We start from the raw sequence: 20,147 nt of genomic DNA, 5'->3' as shown, positions 1-20,147 counted from the left end.
ATGCCGGCTGGGGCTGGCAGTTTCAACTAAGAATGGTATTGGGATAATGTTTGGAAAACTCTTCGCCAAATTGATTGGCAGCCGTAACGACCGCTTTTTAAAGAAACTCAAAAAAACTGTGCTTCAGATTAATGCCCTGGAAGAGCAGTTTACCAAGCTGAGTGATGAACAACTAAAAGAAAAAACCAGCGAATTTAAGCAGCGGGTTCAGGCCGGCGCTACTTTGGATGACATCCTGCCGGAAGCCTTTGCAACTGTGCGTGAAGCCAGTAAGCGGGTGTTCAATATGCGCCATTTCGACGTGCAGTTGATTGGTGGTATGGTGCTGCATCAGGGCAAGATCTCAGAAATGCGTACTGGTGAGGGTAAAACCCTGACCGCGACCCTGCCAGCCTACCTGAATGCATTAAGTGGTAAATCGGTGCATGTGATCACCGTTAACGATTACCTGGCCAAGCGCGACGCCCAAACCAACGAACCCTTATTTACCTTCCTGGGGCTAACCGTTGGCGTAAACGTGCCGGGGATGGCACATCATGAAAAGCAACAAGCCTACGCTGCTGACATTACCTATGGTACCAACAACGAATTCGGCTTTGACTACCTGCGTGATAATATGGCGTTTTCGCCGCAAGATCGCGTACAGCGCGATCTGGCCTATGCCATTATCGACGAAGTTGACTCCATTCTGATTGACGAAGCCCGTACGCCGCTGATTATCTCAGGCCCGGCTGAAGACAGCTCTGAGCTGTATAAGCAGATCAATAAGCTGGTGCCGTTGCTGGAAAAGCAGGATAAAGAAGACGAAGAAGGCAAACATGGCGACGGCCACTTTACCGTTGATGAGAAAGCGCGCCAGGTGTACCTGACCGAGCAAGGCCAGATCAAAGTCGAAGATATGCTGCGTGAGCAGGGACTGATCGCCGAACACGATACCCTGTTCTCTGCGGCCAATATTACCTTGTTGCACCACGTTTACGCTGCCTTACGTGCCCATCAGCTGTTTAAACGCGATGTGGATTATGTGGTAAAAGACGGCGAAATCGTGATTGTTGACGAGCATACCGGCCGTACTATGGAAGGCCGGCGCTGGTCTGAGGGCCTGCACCAGGCGGTGGAAGCTAAAGAAGGCGTACGGATCCAGAACGAGAACCAGACGCTGGCTTCAATTACTTTCCAGAACTATTTCCGTTTATACGACAAGCTGGCCGGTATGACCGGTACTGCCGATACTGAAGCCTTTGAATTCCAGCAAATCTATGGCCTGGAAACCATCGTGGTACCGACCAATAAGCCAATGGTGCGCGATGATATGGCGGATCTGGTGTATCTGACCGCCGAGGATAAATATAACGCCATTATCGCCGATGTGCTGCAGGCGCGCGATGCTGGTCGGCCGGTTCTGGTGGGTACTGCCTCAATTGAAAGCTCAGAGTATTTATCCAGCCTGCTGAATAAAGCCAAAATTAAGCATCAGGTACTGAACGCCAAATTCCACGCCAACGAGGCGCAGATTATTGCCGACGCTGGTCGTCCTGGCACCGTTACCATCGCTACTAATATGGCCGGCCGCGGTACCGATATCGTGCTCGGTGGTAGCTTACAAGCAGAATTAAAAGCGCTGGGACCTGATGCCAGCAGTGAACTGATCGAAAAAACCCGTACCGACTGGCAACAGCGGCATGATGCGGTGATCGCCGCGGGTGGCTTACATATCATAGGTACTGAGCGGCATGAATCGCGCCGTATCGATAACCAGCTGCGTGGCCGTGCCGGCCGGCAAGGTGACCCGGGTTCATCACGCTTCTATCTGTCACTGGAAGATGCGCTGATGCGGATTTTCGCCTCAGATCGCATGGCGGGCATGATGCGCCGTCTGGGTATGGCACCGGGTGAGGCTATCGAGCACCCCTGGGTTAGCCGGGCGATCGAAAATGCGCAGCGCAAAGTCGAAGCGCGTAACTTTGATATCCGTAAACAGCTGCTGGAATTTGATGATGTGGCTAACGATCAGCGTAAAGTGGTGTACGAGCAGCGTAATGACCTGCTGGATGCTACTGATATCGCTGATACGATTAATGCGATCCGTGAAGACGTGGTAGAGCGGGTCATTAACGAATATATCCCGCCACAATCGCTGGACGAAATGTGGGATATCCCGGGCCTGGAACAACGTTTACAGGCGGATTTCGGCGTTGAGTTACCGGTTGGTCAGTGGCTGAAAGACGATAAAAAACTGTTTGAAGAAAAACTGCGTGAGCGTATTCAGCAGGATGTGGCTGCGGCCTATGCACTGAAAGAGCAGATGGTTGGTGAGCAGGTGCTGCGGCAGTTCGAAAAAGCGATAATGCTGCAAAGTCTGGACAGCCACTGGAAAGAACATCTGGCGGCGATGGATCACCTGCGCCAGGGCATCAACTTGCGCGGCTATGCGCAGAAGAACCCGAAACAGGAATACAAGCGCGAAGCCTTTGAACTCTTTACGACGATGCTGGAAAACCTGAAGCTGGATGTGATCGGTATTTTAAGCCGGGTGCAGGTTCGTGCCTCAGAAGATGTCGAGGCAGTCGAAGCGCAGCGTCGTAAAGCCGATCAGGTACCACACCAGTATCAGCATGCTGAAGCCGAGCAAGTCGGCGGTGAGCTGCCAGACAGCGTACGTGGTACAGCCCCGGTATACCGGGATGGTATGAAGGTTGGCCGTAACGATCCCTGTCCTTGTGGCTCTGGTAAAAAATATAAGCACTGCCATGGTCAGCTCAGCTAAGCCCAGGTTGCATGTTGCTGTCGGCGTGATCCTGCAGCAACAACAGGTGCTACTGGCGAAGCGCCATGCCAGCAAGCATCAGGGTGATCGCTGGGAATTTCCCGGCGGCAAATTAGAGCAAGGCGAGTCAGTGTTATCCGCACTGGGGCGTGAGCTGCAGGAGGAAATTGGCATTACAGTCACCGCCGCTGAGCCTTTGATGCAGCTAAGCCATGATTATCCGGAGCGGGAAGTGTTGCTGGATATTTATCTGGTTACCGCCTTTAGTGGCGAACCGCATGGCGCTGAAGGTCAGCCATTGCTCTGGGTACCGGTGCAGCAGCTGAACAGCCTGGCACTGCCTGATGCCAACCAACCTATCGTTACCCGCTTACAACAGCAGTTCAGCTGAACTGCTGTCTTAGTCTTTAAAAAAGCGGTTATCCGCTGCCAGCATCTCCTGCTCCAGTTCAGCCAGAAATTGCTCTGACAACTCAGGATCAATACTGCTTTTATCGGCAATACGGTGGTTTTCCGCTGCCCAGTCGCCCAAATCAATTAACTTACAGCGCTCAGAGCAAAACGGGCGAAACGGTGAGGCAGCAGACCAGACAACTGTCTTTTGGCAAGTTGGACATAATACGGTCGCAGTCATAACGGCTCCTTTCAGACAACAGCTGCGCGATTCTAGCAGAATTTGGCTGCTGGCGCAGGTTTAGCAGCAGGCGAGCTGGAATTGAACCGATTCGGCACAGGCGCTACGGCCATCCTGCTCTGATAATTGCATAAAGCGGATCGCATAGCGGTATCTGTTACCGCTGACGGTGGGGAAGGAACAACAGGCGTGGGTATATTTAATCCGCAGCAACTCGAATTGTTCAGCGTTTTGCTGAAAGAAACCATTCTCTGCTTCAATTTGTGTAAATTCGCCGCGCTGGCGGATAAAATTCAGCACAAAGGCCAGCGCCTGCTCGGTCAGCGCGAGCTGGCTTAGCCAGTCACTAAATTGCTGTCGCTGCTCGGCATCTGGCAGGCTAAGCCAGTACTGCAGTTGTGGTACATCAAAATAGCAACAGCCACCGGGTAGCGCAAAACGCTGGCGTAACGGCGCCAGGAACTTATCTTCTTTTAACGCCTGTGCTAATTTGCCGGCGCGGAGTAATTCGGTTTGAAAACGCAGCGCTTGCTGCAGTAGGGCTTGTAACTTCTGATCGGAGACTGAAGGGTGGCGCGACCAGAGGACCAGTTGACTCTCGCAGCGCTCTAAATCTTTTAGCAGATCGGGTTTAATATCAGAGCGATCCAGCACATCAATCAGCGCAAACAGGGTAGTAAAGAAGCTTAGCTGCTGCGCTTCACCGCCTTGCTGGCCGAGCGCTGATAATTGGGTAAACAGATGCTCAATCCGCAGATAGGTACGGATTTTATTATTCAGTGGATGTTCGTATACTATTTCAGCAGTCATACTGCTCTTTGTGTCTTATTTCCTGGCTAAGTTCAAGATATTTTTCATGTAAATGCTGAATTTGTTCAATAAGTTGCGCCAGGTTGCCGTTATTGTCCAGCAAATCATCAGCTCGCGCCAGTCTGGCACTACGACTAAGCTGGCTCGCCATGATGGCTTTTACCTGTTCAGCACTGTTCTGATCCCGTGTCATAGTGCGGCTTAGCTGGGTTTGCTCGCTAATATCCACTACCAACACCCGATCGGTAAATTGGTCCAGCTGATTCTCCAGCAGCAATGGTGCCACCAGCAGCGCATAGGGCGTGGTTAACTGTTTTAATTGCTGAAACAGCTGCTCGCGGATCGCCGGGTGCAGTAATTGTTCCAACCAGAGTTTTTCTGCGGCATCGCTAAAGATCAGCTGGCGCAGCAGTGGGCGATTAAGACTGGCATCGCTATTCAGGATCTGCGGGCCAAAGTGCTCAACAATGCGCTGCAGGCAGGCAGAGCCTGGTGCGACCACCTGCCGTGCTACCTGATCGGCGTCAACATAGTCGGCGCCCAGCTCTCGAAATGCCTCGGCAACAGTACTTTTACCACTGCCGATACCACCGGTCAGGCCAATCAGCAGCTTGCCGGTAACCGCACTCATAACCCCAGATAGGCCAGGTAAGCGTTAGTCAGTTGTTCACCCCACAACAGGGCAATCCAACCGGCGGCAGCAATATAGGGACCAAATGGAATAGGAGTGGCTTTATCTTTGCCCTGGATCGCCAGCATCGAGGCACCGATCACTGCGCCAACCAGAGATGACAGCAAAATAATCAGTGGCAGTTGTTGCCAGCCAAGCAGGGCACCAAATACCGCCAGCAGTTTAAAATCACCATAGCCCATACCTTCTTTGCCGGTCAGCAGCTTAAAGGCCCAGTAAACTGACCAGAGGCTAAGATAACCGGCCGCAGCGCCGACAATGGCACTGGCAGGGTCTACCAGGGCCGCATCGGTTAGGCTAAATAGCAGGGCTAACCACAGCAGCGGCAGAGTAAGCTGATCGGGTAGCAGCATCTTATCAATATCAATAAAGGTGAGCGCCACCAAACCAAAGGTAACAACAATTAACACCAAGGTAGTCAAGCTAGGGCCAAACTGCCAGGCAACCATGGTTGCTAATAGTGCTGTCAGCAGCTCTACCGCCGGATAACGCAGGCTAATTGGTGCCTGACAATGCCGGCAGCGGCCTTTTAATAACAGATAGCTTAACAGCGGGATATTATCCCGCGCCGCAATAGGGGTATGGCAACTGGGGCAGGCCGAGCGCGGTACCGCCAGATTATAGCGGGCGGGTGCGGCACTTTGGCTCTCTGGTTGAAAATAGGCCTGAAATTCGCTTTGCCATTCCAGCTCCATCATCTTGGGTAGCCGGTAAATTACGACATTTAAAAAGCTGCCAATAACCAGGCTAAAGACAAAGATCAATGCCAAAAACAACCCGGGATGGCTGCTTATTAGAGCTATAAATTCAGTCATTAGATAATATTACCCATCTGGAAGATTGGCAGATACATCGCGACAATCAGGCCGCCGATAATCACACCTAACACCGCCATAATGAGTGGTTCCAATAGCGCTGTCAGGCCATCAACGGCATCATCGACTTCCTGCTCATAAATATTGGCAACCTTAGCCAGCATACTATCCAGCGAACCGGACTCTTCACCAATCGAGACCATCTGTACCACCATTTCCGGGAATTGATTGGTTTGTTTCATAGCAAAATGCATTTGGTTACCTGATGAAACTTCATCTCGCACGTCGAGGATAGCTTTCTTATAGATTTCGTTACCTGCTGCTCCGGCGGCGGACTCTAAAGCTTCAATCAAGGGCACACCAGCAGCGAAGGTGGTTGATAGCGTACGTGCGTATCGAGCGACCGCTGCTTTATTAAAAATCATACCAAATATAGGCGCTTTTAATAGCATGGCATCACAAGCGGTACGGAATTTCAAACTTGTTCTATAGCTCTTCGATGTTAAATAGCCAGCAATAATCACTAAACCTAATACAACCCACCAATACTCTTGCATTAATTCGGATATGCCCAATACAAACTGTGTAAACGCTGGTAATTCAGCCCCAAAACTACTAAAAATCTCGGCAAACTGAGGTACAACGAAGATCAACAAGACTGAAGTAACTAAGCCTGCAACAACCATAACTGCAGTAGGATAAAACATCGCTTTTTTAATCTTAGATTTTAACGCTTCCGCTTTTTCTTTATAGATGGCAATACGGTCAAAGATTTTATCTAAAGCACCGGATTGCTCACCGGATTTAACTAAATCACAGTACAGATCATCAAAATATTTGGGGTGTTCGCGTAAGGTATCGGATAGCGGTAAACCAGCCTGAATTTTAATTGAGATTTTTTGCATCAGGGCGCGTAGGCTTTTATTATCTGAGCCATTAGCAATCAAATCGATAGATTGCACCAGCGGTACCCCGGCACCCAACATGGTTGCAATTTGCCGGGTAACTACCGCGATATCCATGGCGCTAATACGTTTTTCGTCACCAAAGAGTGATTTCGGCTTTTTCTTCACGGCAGAAGGGGTGACACCTTGCTGGCGTAGTAATGCTTTGGCTTCAGCAATACTGGTGGCCTTAATTTCACCATTACGCTTATCGCCTTTGCGGTTAATCCCTTTATAGAGAAAGACCTGCAGTTCTTTAATTTTATATTTTGTTGACTGCGCCATCTGCTGATTCCTTGTATGCGCGGACCGCTCGAATAACTAGAGTATAGTGGCCAAAAGCTACCTTATAACAAACCTTTAGCCTTTCGTCACCCGGTTTACTTCCGCCAGGCTGGTCACGCCGGCTGCGGCTTTAATCAGGCCGGATTGGCGCAGGTTATTAATGCCTTCAAGCTGGGCCTGGCTGGCAATATCCAATGAATTACCGTTTTCCATAATAATATCGGCCATCTTGGGGCTAATCGGCATTACTTCATAAATACCGACCCGGCCTTTATAGCCGCCAGTACAATGCTCACAGCCCACCGGCTTAAAGATAGTAATTTTATCCAGCTGATCTTCGCGAAAACCCTGGCGTAGTAGCTCGGCCGGCGGAATATGCTCCGGTTGCTTACACTTGGGGCAAAGCCGGCGGGCCAGCCGCTGTGCAATAATCAGTGAGACCGAGCTGGCTACGTTATAGGCTGGTACGCCCATATTTAACAAACGGGTTAGCGTTTCCGGTGCGGAGTTGGTGTGCAGCGTCGATAATACCAGGTGGCCGGTTTGCGCCGCTTTAATGGCAATTTCAGCGGTTTCCAAATCCCGGATTTCCCCCACCATCACCACATCCGGATCTTGCCGTAAGAACGCTTTCAGGGCTGAGGCAAAGGTCAGGCCAGCGCGAGGGTTAACCTGTACCTGGTTAATCCCCGGCAGGTTAATTTCGACCGGATCTTCCGCGGTGGAAATATTGGTTTCTTCGGTATTTAGAATATTTAAGCCGGTATACAGCGATACCGTTTTACCGCTACCGGTGGGGCCGGTAACCAGGATCATACCCTGCGGCTGCGCCAGCGCATCCAGATAACGCTGCTTTTGCTCCGGTTCATAACCCAGCACATCAATGCCCAGCATCGCACTGTCAGAGTCGAGGATCCGCATTACAATTTTCTCTCCCCACAGCGTTGGCAGGGTGCTAACGCGAAAATCAATCGATTTTTTGGCGGAGAGTTTAAGTTTAATCCGGCCATCCTGCGGAATACGTTTTTCGGCAATATCCAGTCGCGACATCACCTTTAACCGTGCCGATAGACGGGTTGCTAAGGCAACGGGTGGGCTGGCGACTTCATTTAAAATACCATCAATCCGAAAGCGAATGCGGTATGCTTTTTCATAGGGTTCAAAGTGCAAATCGGACGCGCCTTTGCGGATGGCATCCAGCAGAATTTTATTGATAAAGGTAATAATCGGCTGATCGTCTTTATCCGGCTGCGCAGAAACGCCCTCGTCATCGGCTTCCTCCACCACCCCCATAGCAGAAAGATCCCAGTCGCTATCCCCTCCACCCAGGCTGTTATAGGCATTTTCAAAGAGTTTTTCGACCAGCTTATGTAGCTTATCGTAGTTTACTACCACGACTTCCGCATTCATGCCGGCATTAAATTCAAAGTCTTCGATAGCGGCGATATTGGTCGGGTCTACCACTGCCAGATACATAGTACGGCCACGTTTGTTTAGTGGCAGCATATCGGTTTTACGGGTTAGTTTTTCGTTACGCAGCTCATCGGGAATTGAAGCTGGGTTAAAATGCTCCAGATCTAAGGTCAAATGATTACCGACGCTGGCCGCCACTTCAGCCAGCGTATTGGCATCCAGTAATTTTTCAGCGATAAGGAGTTCTGGTAAGGTTTTGTATTGGCGGGATTTTTCTACCACCAGCCGCTGCGCTTTATCACCATCGATAAAGCCCTGCTGAATTAAGCGCTTAAGTAAGGTAGAGTTGGTATTTACTGCCATAACCGGCTATATATCCCAGAAAATATTCAATTATCAGATACCTCTGATTATGCCAGTATCCCTTAGTTATTCAAGGTTTACTGCTATATTCATCCCTGCCGGCACAGCCTGCTGCTAAGCGGGCTGTGCTGTAAATGTTAAAGTGTAAAAAAGCCAGTCAAATTGTTGCCAGCACGTTTCAATCAGAGTTAGCGCTGATATTGCCGGATTAGCTGTGTTAGCTTGCCATTTTGCTGTAAACGACTGATAGCATTGGCAATCTCTTGCAGCTGCGGCTCACCCATACTGGCCTTGCTTAGCATCAGATAAACATCCGAGGCCGGCAAACTGATAGCGGTGGCGCTAATATAGCGATCCAGCCCTTTGCGGCGCAAGATGGCGGTAGCGACCATACTGTCCTCCAACAACGCGCTGATTTCCTCATCCAGTAAACGCGCCATATTTAATTCACTAAGTTGAGCACTGACAAAGGCATCGGGTTGCTGCCCTAATAACTCATCAATCTCAGCGCCATAATAATAGCCGCTTACCAGGCCAACCTTATGGCCGGCAGCCACCAGGGCCAGCACATTAGGGAAGTTAAGTGCAGTCTCGGTACGGCCATACAGCACAAACTGTTCTTGCCGGTAGGGGCCGGCAAACCAGGCGTAGCGCTCACGTTCAGTACTGCGCGAGGCACCGGGTAAAATATCCAGTTCGCCACTTTGTAACCGCGCCAGCAAGGCGGCCCAGGTATCTTGTTGCAGGGTCAGCTCACAGTTAAGCTCAGCAGCAACTGCTTGCAAAATCTCGATATCCAGACCCTGCGGTTGTTCTGCCTGACCAAGATAGTGATAGGGTTCCCAGGCGTCAAAACCTGCTCTAAGGGTGCAGCCTGGCGCAGGTTGTACTGCCGCTGTGGTTGTCGTCTCTTCGATCTTGGTATGTTCGGCTGCTGGCTGGCAGGCCAGCAAAAAGAGTGTTAACAGTAGAACCAGCATTAAAGGAAGACTGCGCATAGCAAAACTCCTTACAGGTTTTGATTTTACCTTTAGTGTAGCTGGCACTTTGGGTAATGCCAGCTCGGATAGCTGAAGTTTTCCAGTTGGCAATAGGCGTCAGTCTGCCGGTTTGGACAGCCGGTATTGCAATGCTATACCGGTAGCGGCCGGATTTTGTTCGGCAAGTTGGGTGACCAGCTGCAGTTGTGGTGTTTCAAACTGAATGCCAGCGGTTAAGCCATATTCGTCAATTCTGGCATTGCGAATGGTGCCACTGAGTATCTTGGGTAGGCCCTCTGGTGCTTCGCTAAGCTGGACCAGTACAGCGGCCAGCCGGATTTGCTCGGGTTTAAACAGGGTGCTAAATAGGAAACGGCAGCCATTTTTCGAAATATCAATAATCTGCCCCGGTACTATTACCGGTTTGCTGGCTTTTACCAGATAGAGCTGCAAGCTGGCATCTAAGTAAATGCTGCTACGCTTTTCATTGCGCAGCGCCCGGCGCTGAACACTTTGTGGAAAACTTATCAATATCACCTTATCCGGAAAGCGGATAAGATGCAGTAACTCACTGCGAAAAGCAAAACACTCACCCAATGCATCTTCAATCAGAAAGCGACAAACCAGCGGCAGCCCTGCAATAAGCAAGGTATCTGGTATGGCGTCATCTTCCAGACGGAAGAGCACATATTTACCGGGCCTATAACCCAGCAACTCACAAACGCAGCGGATTTTGCGTTGACTGAGAAACTCAAGATCAAAGCGCTGGCCAATTTTAATAAAACCCAGCCAATCGTTGTTGTTACCACTAATAGTAGGGCTTTCTTCAAATAAAAGCTGTGAGGAGTCTGACATAAGCCGTCCCTGGACCTGAGATACAAACAACGGCTAATATGTTAGAAAAATCAAATTTATACAAGCTCAAGACGCAGAAAAATTGTGCAAGCAACGGCGGTAACTGATTTATTTACCTGGCGGCATAAAAAGCAAAACCGATGCAGCATTTTACTAACACTGCATCGGTTTGGATGATTTAAGCCATATTAACAGGCTTGAGACTAACGAGCTGATTGGCGCCGCAATAACAACAAGCCTGCTGCAAGTAAGGCCAGGCTGGCTGGAGCCGGTACCGGATTAGGTGTCGGATCAATACTGCCATTACGGGCATTAAAGATATAACGACCATCAAGATTGCTATTCAGGCGGTTGCTAATCAGTGCATTAGGGCCGCCATCTAAAAAGGCGCCGTTAATGGCTGAACCGGTTAGCTCAAAAAAAGTGCCGGCCAGACCGGTACCATTAGAGAAGCCAGCCCGCGCAGAGTTGCCGCCCAAGCCATCCGCATTGCCACCACTGGCAGTACCGGTTTCCCACTGAATTTTGTCGTAGTTAAAAATAATATCAAAATCACCTGCACCAATATCAGAGCGATCAACCAGGATTAGCTGAAAGCTATTTTTATTGGTATGTGCAGCCGAGCTGGAGTAATAGTCGACATCAATCCAGTTTACGCCAAAGGCGTTACGGCCATCCCATAAACCCTGACCATAAGTCACTGGGTTGCCGCTATTGCGGGTATCCACGTCAGCAAAAAAGGGCGCAATAATTTGCCGGTTGGTCGCAGTCAGGTTAAAAGGAGTAAAGGTGCTGAGTGCACTGTCAAAAGTCACGTTACCGTTATTATTGACATACAGCTGGGTAAAGTTAACGCCGAAAAAATTTGCAGTAAAACCAAGATCTATCAAACCGGTTGAGCCATCGTCATTGCGGGCTAAAGTGGCACTGTCGAAACCACTAACAATAGCGGCTGAAGCAGGTAGCGCAGTAAAAATAGTCAGGCAGGCACCGAGGCAAAGCGTTTTTAAGTTCATATAAAGTCCTTTTAAATGGGAGTTAGGTGATGTCTTCAATATAATGCCAGAAGCATGCCAATTAAAATTATTTATTATTATCAATTGCTTAATCTGGAAGGTGCCAATATTGTTGTAGATTTCGTTAAATAAGCTGACACCTAAAAATGAAATCAAAATAGCACAATTTACAGTAGCAGCTTCGCTGTTACTGACCGCGTCAGGTGCGGTACAAGCAGCACCGGTATTTGATATCGGTATTCCAGCCAGCTGGTCTTGTCAGGGTAGCTGTGGCGCCAGTGGCGCTGACGGTGTGGTAGCTTTGGCACCAAACGGAGGTAGTAACTATGCCTGGGTTTCTAGCTCTGGTGGGGTTGTAGGCTTAAGTTTGGCGGGTGTCGGTGGATCTGGTAGCCCGCAAAATGGCTCAGTATTACGCTCTGGCATATTTAATGCCAGCGTCGATGATGTACTACGCTTCTCCTTTAACTATATCACCTCAGACGGAGCCGGCTATGGTGACTGCGCCTGGGCGCGTTTATTGGATAGCAGTGCCAATCAGGTTGCGCTGTTATTTACTGCCCGCACCACACCAAATGGTTCTGTAGTGCCAGGCTTTAGTATGCCTGCACCCAGTGTCACTCTTGACCCACTAACAGTTCCAATTATTTCTGGTGCACCTGTGTGGTCACCATTAGGCAGTTCTTCGGGTACCTGTTTTAATGCTGGCTGTGGCTATACTGGTTGGGTAAATACCAGCTTTAGTATTGCCAGCACTGGCAGCTACTTTCTGGAGTTTGGTGTGGTAAACTGGTCTGATAACAATTTCCAGCCTGGTCTGGCCATTGATGCGGTAACCATTAATGGTACGCCGGTTGGCGCAGTATCAGTACCCTTTACTCTATTATTGCTGTCTTCTGGTTTGCTAATGTTGCGTCGTCGCCGCAATCTGCTTTAAGGCTTTTCAAAACCTGGGTTGCAATCCCAATTCTCCGGTAAATTAACATTGCCGGAGAATGTTTTACACGATAGAAAGTTCTTCTGCGGAGCCAGAAAACTCTTACCAGTTCCAGATTAGCTCTGCATGAGATATATTTTAATATTAGGTAGCAGGGCATATATGGTTCAATAAATTTTAATATGTATGCGGGGCGAATCTTTCTCCAGTTAACCAAAAGTACGGACCTCCATAGAATGGAGCTGGATTATTTTGCACTTGTATAAAATATGCCCAACATAACCACAAGTAAAACACTGCAAGGCAAAACAGGATAGTTGCGAAAAGGATTCTGGTATAGAGACCTAGTTTAAAGCTCAGAACTATTTCATTGCCTGAGAATGAAGCTCTGTTAAGTAGTAGCCCCAAGAATGTGAAACTTAGTAGCTGTCCAACAGGGTTGTGAAAAGTGCCATCGAATTGTGCATTAACAAGCGCAGCAATAAGGCCCAATAACAAAAAAGTATAGCTGCTTTTTTCTTTGCTAAATAGTGAAGAGGCATTTCTTTTAATGGCCAGAGCCAGTAAACCGAGAAAGCCAGCGCTAAAAATCAAACCCCACTCAGAAATTATTTGTAATATCAAATTATGCGGGTGAGACATCGAAGATATCTTTGTAAATTCATTATAGTTCCCACCTCCATATCCATAAAATATATTTGACCAGGTGATGTTGTTCAGCGCCTCAAGCCACATGGGCATTCTAAGGCTTGACGAACCTCTTAATAAAAAGACTTCAGTTAGATTCAAGGTTAAAAGGTAATTTACTAAGATGAATGCTAGAAATGATGCGAGAGTATACTTTAATGCTGTATGAGCTAAGCTCCTATGGTTTTTATTAATCATCAGCAAACCAATTAATATCAGCCAACTTAACGTTACACCCCTGCCACCAGTTAAAAATAAAAATAGCAGCTGTGAGAATAAGTTATACGAAGCTAGTCTTCCTAATTTTTCGTGATCTAAGTACTTTAAAGTGCAGACTAAGGCAAATATCTGGAACTGGTTAAAAAACCTGATATTTTCAAATTTCGCTATGAGTAGCAAGGGATCGTTAAAGTATCCCACGGTTATAGTAAAATAGAGGTAAAGGTAACACTTGGTTATCAGTATTGCTGATGAAAATAATATTGTAATAAATATTATATCGATGTCGCGGTCTTTGTGCTTGAAGCTGATGGCGAATATTGTTAGTAATAGTATGTTCGCTGCGTTTATTATGGTGTTGAAGTCTTGGTTTACTATTGTGGATAGTGCTAGCCCTGTCAAAGTCAATGCCAGTAGCATTGAGTTGCTCTTTGTTGTGTCGTTTATTTGATTTTTTAATATTGAAACGGCAGTTGCGATTGTTACAGTGAAAATAGCAAAAATAGAATAGATCCTGCTGTCGTCATAATAGTTTAATGTTAGTGTTCTCGCCAGTGGAGTAGTAGAAAGAATAACAAATGCTGATATCAAGAAAATTTTTATATTCATTTTCAACTTCAATTCAATCGAAAAATTTCCAGAGCGAGCTGCTTTTGTAGAAAACTATAAAGACAAGTGTATCAAAACAAGAAGCCAGCTAAATGCTGGCTTCTGAGATACTAAAAAATAGATTTAAAATTTATGCTAAATCAGTCTGGTAACTGCAGTCTTATGTTGAAAGTCCACAAGTACCTGAGCCAGCGCGGCAAACCACATTTCGCAGTTCACCTGCAGTACCACGAGTTCTTGAGGTAAAGCGTATCTCGGTATCTCCGTTATAATTCTCAATAGTTGGGACGGCAGAGATAGAAGCACATGATACAGCATTATATGCAGGCGCCTCACGGTTATCCGCCAAGTTCGAAACTGCTGCGCTCATATAAGAAGTTGCTTCAGCTAAACACGCGCCATTAGCACTACGTTGAGTATAGTCGCGGTAGGCAGGCAGAGCTACAGCAGCCAAAATACCGATAATCGCTACTACGATCATTAACTCAATTAAGGTAAAACCTTGTTGTGTACGTTTCATTTTAACATCTCCTGAGTTTAATTAGCCCAAGGGGCTAATATCCATTTTGGATGCTTTTTGTTAAAGCGCAAGCAAATTTTCAAGGCTTTTAACGTTTTTTACTAATTTATTGCTGTAGCGCAGATTTTTCCTGCTGCAGCCACGATCATTGTCACTAATAAGTATAGCCATAAAGTACTATTTGTTTCGTGATTAAGACTGATACTTATACTGGCTAAATAGCTGCTGCGCCGCCAGCCAGATATCGCCTACCTGCCCATTGCCTACCGGCTGGCCATTCACCTTAAGTACCGGCGCAATTTCTTTACTGGAACTGGTTAGCCAGATTTCATCTGCGCTAAGCACTTCGTCGAAGCTGATATCGCGCTCGACCACCTTTAAATCCGAGTGCTGGCGCAGGATCGCTAGTAGCAATAAGCGGGTTACGCCGGGTAAGAGTTTATTGCTAAGTGGTGGGGTGGCAATTTCGCCGTTTTTAATCACAAATACATTTACTGCCGCGCCTTCGGTTAAATTGCCGTCGCGGTCAAACAGCAGGGTTTCCTGCGCGCCCTGTTCCACGCCGTATTGATAGTGCAACACATTACCCAGCAAGGAGGTGGATTTAATATGGCAGCGCTGCCAGCGTAAGTCGTTGGCGGTAACCACACTATAGGTGCTGACCCTGGTTTTATCCGGCACCGGCTCGGCGGCGATGGCAAAGGTATAAGCAAAAATGGTTGGGCTGATGCCGGTTGGAAAGGCATGATTGCGTTTGGTATCGGCACCGCGGCTTACCTGAATATAGACGCCCAGATTCTCACCCAGCACTGGCCGGTTTAGCTCGAGCAGCTGATCGCAAAGCTCGCGCCAGTGCTGCTCGGTCATACCATGTTGAATATTAAGCGCGGCTAAGCCTTCGTGCATCCGTGCAATATGCGGTGCAAAGCCAACATAACGGCCATGATAGGTCGGGATCACCTCATAGATACCGTCACCAAATAAAAAGCCGCGATCCATTGGTGAAATCCGCGCTTCGCTGGCCGGCAGAAACTGGCCGTTTAAATATACTGTGCTCATAAGGCTCTCATTTCAGGTTACAGATAGGGCGCAGTAAGTGCCCGTAGCCGCTCAATCAACTGCTCGCCTGCGTTCATCGGCAGGCCGTCTTCGGTTAGGGTGGCCTGGCGGGTTACGCCGTCGATACAGCCATGGGCGATTAAAAACTGTAACAGACCGGCCAGATCGGCGTTGGTAAGCAAGTCCTGACCCCGTAATACACCTAACATGGCTATAATACCCCAGGCGGCCCAGTTCGACACATCGGCCACCACTAATTCGTCGCATTCGGTAATGCTGGGGGTAATATTCAGGCTGGCCAGCGCCGCGTGTACATTGCCCATGCCAATTTCGTTACCGCCATCACCAATCGCTAGCGTCGGGCAGGCGGCCTGATTTAATAGCTCGTCATAATTGCCGCAGCGCGCCGAGATATCCTCACCGCGCATATTCACGTAAATTCCGGCAGCACTCAGGCCCGGTCGTTCAATCGATACCACCAATGCCGGTTGCTGTTGTTGCAGCAGCTGCGCCGCCTGCTGCTGACTTAGCTCAGGTTGATTAATGGCCAACGGCAGGCATTGGTAATGCTGGCTAAGCAGCGAAAATAGCGGGTTACCACAAACCAGATAAGGCTTTAATTGCAGCTGTTGCGCGCATTGGTACAGCGCAATGGCGCCGACCGGGCCGTCGGTTTCAAAGGTATCCAGTACCGGAAAGCCGGTGCCGATCAGCACAGTGCTACCCGCGGGCAGGTTAAACAGCCGGGCAGCACGCAAGATATAACCGGGGCGTAGCTGCTGCTGCACCTGCTGCATACCACGTAAATTGCGCTCGGTAAGCAGATGCTCGATTTGGCGGCTTATCGCCAGCAGGTTTGGCCGCTTGGCTAAAGATAATGAGTTTGACATTAAAGGCTCCTGGCTAAGCGCGTGCTATTTGGCGCCATGCTGGCCTGATACAGCGCCAGCGCATTATGCGCCTGATAGCTGTCGATAGCACTAAACTGCACCAAACTGCCGGGTGCGGTTTGCGCCAGTTTCCAGCAATCCAGCGACAGCACAGCGCCGATCTTCGGATAACCGCCAAGGGTTTGCCGGTCGTTTAACAGTACTATTGGCTGACCATCGGGTGGAATTTGCACTGCGCCCAGGCTGATGCCTTCCGATAACAGGGTGCGGCTAGTGCATTGAATAGCGCTGCCGCTGAGTTTATAGCCCATTCGATCGCAACTGGCAGTAACCTGATAGGGATTAAGAAAAAAGCGGGCCTGCTCGGTTGGGCTAAAGCTTGCGGCCTGATAACCGGGTAATAGCCGCAGCTGCAGCGGCTGGGCCTTGTCTGTTGGCGGTAAGGTAAGTTGTTGTATTGCCAGTGTTGGTGTTGCCGCTGTTGTGGCAGCTAAGGCCAGTTCGGCTGCCTGGCCTAAGGGTAGCAGATCATCAGCCCGCAGCTTGCACCCATCCTGTGCTAAGCCGCCAATACCTTCACGCATTACCGTGGCACTGCTGCCAAATTGTAACGGTGCGGCAATACCGCCGCTGACAGCCAGATAAGCGCGCAGGCCGCGCGTCATATAGCCTAGTTCCAGTTCATCACCGCGGTTGAGTGATAGCGCCTGCCAGCAGGGTACCGGCTTGCCGTTAAGCTGTAGCGGCAGTTCGGCACCGGTAACGGCGACGGTGCAGGCGGTGGTGGCCTGCAGTACCAGGCCGCCAATACTATGTTCAATCAAGGTGCTGTTAGCTGCGTTGCCCACTAAGGCATTGGCCCAGACAAAGCTATGTGCATCCAGCGGGCCGCCCTGCGTCAGGCCAAGGGCAGTCATGCCAAAGCGGCCGGCATCTTGTAGCAAACTTAAGGTGCCGGGGCTAATAATTTTCAGGCCAGCGCCGGTGCTAGGGTTAAGGTGGCTCATAAGGCGCCTCCGAGTAACTGGAATTCCCGCTCGCTAACCGGCACAAACCGCACCTGATCACCCACTGCCACCGGCATTGCCGGCTCTTGCCGGGGGTTAAACATCCGGATTGGGCACAGCCCCAATAAATGCCAGCCACCCGGTGAGGCCGCCGGATAGACTGCTGTTTGCCGATCGGCTATGGCCACCGCACCGGCCGGTACTTTAGCTCGCGGGCTGCTCAAACGCGGCATGGCCAGTTCAGCCGGCAGCTCGCCCAAATAGGCAAAGCCCGGCGCAAAGCCAATCGCATAAACCTGATAACTTTGGTTGCTGTGCAGGCGAATCACTTCATCCGGTGTCAGGTTTTTCGCTTTGGCAACGCTAAGTAAATCGGCGCCGCTTTGCTCGCTGTACCATACTGGCAGCTCTACCAGCTTGCCGCTGCTGAGAGCCTGCGTCGCAGGCGAACTTTGTAGTAGTGCCTGTTGTAGCAGTGGTAGCAGACTGAGATGGCTATGCCGTAGTGGATTAAACAGGATCAGCACCGAGGCATAGGAAGGCAGTAATTCTACAATATCCAGGCCTAGCAATGGTTGTAGCAGGGCACAGCATTGCTGCACCGTCGCGGCATTACAAGGGTGGATTTGCTGGCTACCGGTATACAGAATAAAGGCGTTTTCAGCGGCAAGTTTAAGTTCCAGTGGCTGTAGCCCTGTTGGATCCGGCCTAAATACAGCGTTATCAGCACCGGCAGGCAGCAGCTCAGCCGGTAACAGTAATGGTGGTAGTGGCGGTATTACTGACATAGGCGCAGTAACTCACGAATTTCGGTAAGCTGCGTGATGGCAGCAACGTTATCGCCATGTACACAGAGCGTATCAGCGGCTAAGGGCAGCGTTTTGCCGCTGTCGGTGGTCACCGAGCCTTGCGTAACTAACTGTCGCACCTGGGTTAATACTTCAGCGCCATGCAACACCGCACCAGCTTGGCTGCGTGGTGTAAGCTTACCGGCCTCGGTGTAGCGACGATCGGCAAAGGCTTCCAACAGCAGATTGACGCCAGCCGCGGCGGCTTGCTGCTGATATTGCGCGGCATCGGCCGTGGCTAATATCATCAGCTTTAGCGGCTTATGATAGCTGGCGACTGCCTGCAGTACGGCCTGCCACACCTCTGGCTTTGCCATCATATCGTTATACAGGGCACCATGTGGTTTGATATAGCTAAGATTTAAGCCCTGACACTGCGCCATACCATCTAATGCAGCCACCTGGTAATGGATTAAATTAACGATTTCGCTGGCTGAGCAGTGCATACTGCGCCGGCCAAAGCCCTGTAAATCAGGATAAGACGGATGAGCGCCAATGGTGACGCCGTGTTGCTTGGCCAGCTTAAGGGTGCGTACCATCACATCAGGATCACCGCCATGAAAGCCACAGGCAATATTCGCCAGATCAATATGTGGCATGGCTTGTTCATCCAGCCCCATAGTCCAGCTGCCAAAGCTTTCGCCAAGATCACAGTTAAGTAATAAAGCAGGGCGGGATTTCGACATCGGGCTCTCCGGTTGCAGCTGACTGTAGGGCTCTAGCCCCGAGCAAGGTTCGGGGCAGCTCTCTATTTGTTGCTAGTTTGCGCGACTGGCTATGGCTTGTCCAGTAGCCGGCCGCCGCTTATGCATAAAAAATTCCAGACGGAAAACAAAAAAGAATAAAGTATTCGTCCTAACCCCACCATAGCCACCGCACTTATCCACAGCACTCCGGTACCGGTCTGACCAGTTTAGGTTAGAGCACCGCCAGTTTACTGTTGCTTAAGTCGGTAACCAGCATATGGCCTGGTGCATGGCTGATACAAAAATCCAGCTTGGCGTTGGCAATCGCCACCTGCGGTGTGACACCACAGGCCCAGAATACCGGCACTTCGCCGGGTTTAATCGTTACCGCATCGCCATAATCTGGCCGGTTGATATTCTGAATGCCGATAGCCGCCGGATCGCCAAAATGCACCGGCGCACCGTGTACTTGCGGGAAGCGCGAGCAAATCTGAATAGCGCGGATCGCATCGGCCGGTTTCATCGGTCGCATACTGACCACCATATTGCCGCTAAAGACGCCAGCGCTCTGGCAGGCCAGGTTAGTACGATACATCGGTACATTGACCTGCTCGGTAATATTGCGGATCTCCAGACCATCGGCCAGTAGCGCTTCTTCAAATGAAAAGGAGCAACCGATTAAAAAGGTCACCAGATCATCGCGCCAGACGGAAGTAAGGTCAGTCACTTCATCCACCAGTTCGCCATGGCGAAAAATGCGGTAACGCGGTAAGTCGGTGCGAATATCTAAATTCTGTGCCAGTGCTGGCAGCTCGACAGCGCCGGGGTGGGCGGCCATACCCAGCAGCGGGCAGGGCTTGGGGTTGAAGTGACAAAACTGCAGGAAGTCGGCGGCATAGGCGGCCGGAATAATCGCCATATTGGCCTGCACAAAACCCGGCGCCAGGCCCGAGGTATTGCTGGCAAACTCACCGCTGCGACAAAGCTGGCGGATTTTATAGGGCGACAGAGCAGTAAGATCTTGCATAGCATACCTCGTGGTTCGTCATGATCTGCCACACTGTTATCCACAGCACTCCGGTTCGGTGTTAGCTTTGTACCGGAGTGCTGTG

The 20,147-nt window shown here is 49.8% G+C and carries 20 protein-coding genes; 3 read left to right on the top strand and 17 right to left on the bottom strand.

Annotated elements, in window-relative coordinates:
- Window positions 1–46: 46 nt before the first annotated feature.
- A complete protein-coding gene (gene secA / locus H1D31_RS14805) occupies window positions 47–2,767 on the top strand; it encodes a preprotein translocase subunit SecA (RefSeq protein WP_261259583.1) in 2,721 nt (906 codons plus the stop codon).
- Window positions 2,751–3,158 carry an 8-oxo-dGTP diphosphatase MutT gene (gene mutT, locus H1D31_RS14800; protein WP_261259582.1) on the top strand — a complete coding sequence of 136 codons (408 nt, stop codon included), beginning with the start codon at window positions 2,751–2,753 and terminating at the stop codon, window positions 3,156–3,158. Before secA ends, mutT begins: the two co-directional genes overlap by 17 nt.
- Before the next feature lie 9 nt (window positions 3,159–3,167).
- Here mutT and yacG read toward each other — a convergent pair whose 3' ends face one another.
- From yacG to H1D31_RS14755, 9 genes are all read right to left on the bottom strand, one after another.
- The gene (gene yacG, locus H1D31_RS14795) at window positions 3,168–3,401 is read right to left on the bottom strand and encodes a DNA gyrase inhibitor YacG (RefSeq protein WP_261259579.1); all 234 of its coding nucleotides are present in this window, start codon (window positions 3,399–3,401) and stop codon (window positions 3,168–3,170) included.
- 60 nt (window positions 3,402–3,461) lie between these two features.
- On the bottom strand, window positions 3,462–4,211 hold the full coding sequence (gene zapD, locus H1D31_RS14790) for a cell division protein ZapD (RefSeq protein ID WP_261259578.1): 750 nt from the start codon (window positions 4,209–4,211) through the stop codon (window positions 3,462–3,464).
- Complete coding sequence (gene coaE / locus H1D31_RS14785) at window positions 4,201–4,842, bottom strand: dephospho-CoA kinase (RefSeq protein WP_261259577.1); 642 nt, start codon at window positions 4,840–4,842, stop codon at window positions 4,201–4,203. Before coaE ends, zapD begins: the two co-directional genes overlap by 11 nt.
- A complete protein-coding gene (locus tag H1D31_RS14780) occupies window positions 4,839–5,717 on the bottom strand; it encodes a prepilin peptidase (protein ID WP_261259576.1) in 879 nt (292 codons plus the stop codon). The genes coaE and H1D31_RS14780 overlap by 4 nt, the downstream gene beginning before the upstream one ends.
- On the bottom strand, window positions 5,717–6,946 hold the full coding sequence (locus tag H1D31_RS14775) for a type II secretion system F family protein (RefSeq protein WP_261259575.1): 1,230 nt from the start codon (window positions 6,944–6,946) through the stop codon (window positions 5,717–5,719). The genes H1D31_RS14780 and H1D31_RS14775 overlap by 1 nt, the downstream gene beginning before the upstream one ends.
- A gap of 75 nt (window positions 6,947–7,021) precedes the next feature.
- A complete protein-coding gene (gene pilB / locus H1D31_RS14770) occupies window positions 7,022–8,722 on the bottom strand; it encodes a type IV-A pilus assembly ATPase PilB (protein ID WP_261259574.1) in 1,701 nt (566 codons plus the stop codon).
- A gap of 188 nt (window positions 8,723–8,910) precedes the next feature.
- Window positions 8,911–9,720 carry a substrate-binding periplasmic protein gene (locus tag H1D31_RS14765; protein WP_261259573.1) on the bottom strand — a complete coding sequence of 270 codons (810 nt, stop codon included), beginning with the start codon at window positions 9,718–9,720 and terminating at the stop codon, window positions 8,911–8,913.
- Between the two features lie 99 nt (window positions 9,721–9,819).
- The gene (locus tag H1D31_RS14760; protein WP_261259572.1) at window positions 9,820–10,557 is read right to left on the bottom strand and encodes a PilZ domain-containing protein; all 738 of its coding nucleotides are present in this window, start codon (window positions 10,555–10,557) and stop codon (window positions 9,820–9,822) included.
- A gap of 203 nt (window positions 10,558–10,760) precedes the next feature.
- Complete coding sequence (locus tag H1D31_RS14755; RefSeq protein ID WP_261259571.1) at window positions 10,761–11,573, bottom strand: nidogen-like domain-containing protein; 813 nt, start codon at window positions 11,571–11,573, stop codon at window positions 10,761–10,763.
- 118 nt (window positions 11,574–11,691) lie between these two features.
- Between H1D31_RS14755 and H1D31_RS14750 the strand changes: the two genes are divergently transcribed.
- Window positions 11,692–12,510, top strand: coding sequence for an NF038132 family protein (locus H1D31_RS14750; protein WP_314733008.1), 819 nt, complete (start codon window positions 11,692–11,694; stop codon window positions 12,508–12,510).
- Window positions 12,511–12,687: 177 nt separating this feature from the next.
- Here H1D31_RS14750 and H1D31_RS14745 read toward each other — a convergent pair whose 3' ends face one another.
- The 8 genes from H1D31_RS14745 to H1D31_RS14710 all read right to left on the bottom strand — a co-directional run bounded on the left by H1D31_RS14745 (window position 12,688) and on the right by H1D31_RS14710 (window position 20,062).
- Window positions 12,688–14,025, bottom strand: coding sequence for an O-antigen ligase family protein (locus H1D31_RS14745; RefSeq protein WP_261259570.1), 1,338 nt, complete (start codon window positions 14,023–14,025; stop codon window positions 12,688–12,690).
- A gap of 160 nt (window positions 14,026–14,185) precedes the next feature.
- Window positions 14,186–14,545, bottom strand: coding sequence for a pilin (locus H1D31_RS17335; RefSeq protein ID WP_314733002.1), 360 nt, complete (start codon window positions 14,543–14,545; stop codon window positions 14,186–14,188).
- A gap of 192 nt (window positions 14,546–14,737) precedes the next feature.
- Entirely contained in the window at window positions 14,738–15,604 is an 867-nt protein-coding gene (locus H1D31_RS14735) for a D-amino acid aminotransferase (RefSeq protein WP_261259569.1), read from the bottom strand.
- 17 nt (window positions 15,605–15,621) lie between these two features.
- Complete coding sequence (locus H1D31_RS14730) at window positions 15,622–16,494, bottom strand: DUF4392 domain-containing protein (RefSeq protein WP_261259566.1); 873 nt, start codon at window positions 16,492–16,494, stop codon at window positions 15,622–15,624.
- Window positions 16,494–17,501: a biotin-dependent carboxyltransferase family protein gene (locus H1D31_RS14725; protein WP_261259564.1), complete on the bottom strand. Its 1,008-nt coding sequence runs from the start codon at window positions 17,499–17,501 to the stop codon at window positions 16,494–16,496. The genes H1D31_RS14730 and H1D31_RS14725 overlap by 1 nt, the downstream gene beginning before the upstream one ends.
- Window positions 17,498–18,289 (bottom strand): 5-oxoprolinase subunit PxpB, encoded by a 792-nt coding sequence (pxpB, locus tag H1D31_RS14720; RefSeq protein WP_261259562.1) that lies wholly within the window; start codon window positions 18,287–18,289, stop codon window positions 17,498–17,500. Before pxpB ends, H1D31_RS14725 begins: the two co-directional genes overlap by 4 nt.
- Window positions 18,280–19,035 (bottom strand): 5-oxoprolinase subunit PxpA, encoded by a 756-nt coding sequence (locus tag H1D31_RS14715; protein ID WP_261259561.1) that lies wholly within the window; start codon window positions 19,033–19,035, stop codon window positions 18,280–18,282. Before H1D31_RS14715 ends, pxpB begins: the two co-directional genes overlap by 10 nt.
- Window positions 19,036–19,267: 232 nt before the next feature.
- A complete protein-coding gene (locus H1D31_RS14710; protein WP_261259559.1) occupies window positions 19,268–20,062 on the bottom strand; it encodes a putative hydro-lyase in 795 nt (264 codons plus the stop codon).
- Between the last annotated feature and the right edge of the window lie 85 nt (window positions 20,063–20,147).

The sequence above is a fragment of the Alishewanella sp. BS5-314 genome, assembly GCF_025377695.1.
Taxonomy (GTDB): Bacteria; Pseudomonadota; Gammaproteobacteria; order Enterobacterales; family Alteromonadaceae; genus Alishewanella; species Alishewanella aestuarii.
The sequence above is the reverse complement of the archived record's forward strand: the minus strand, read 5'-3'. Positions and strand labels throughout refer to the sequence as shown.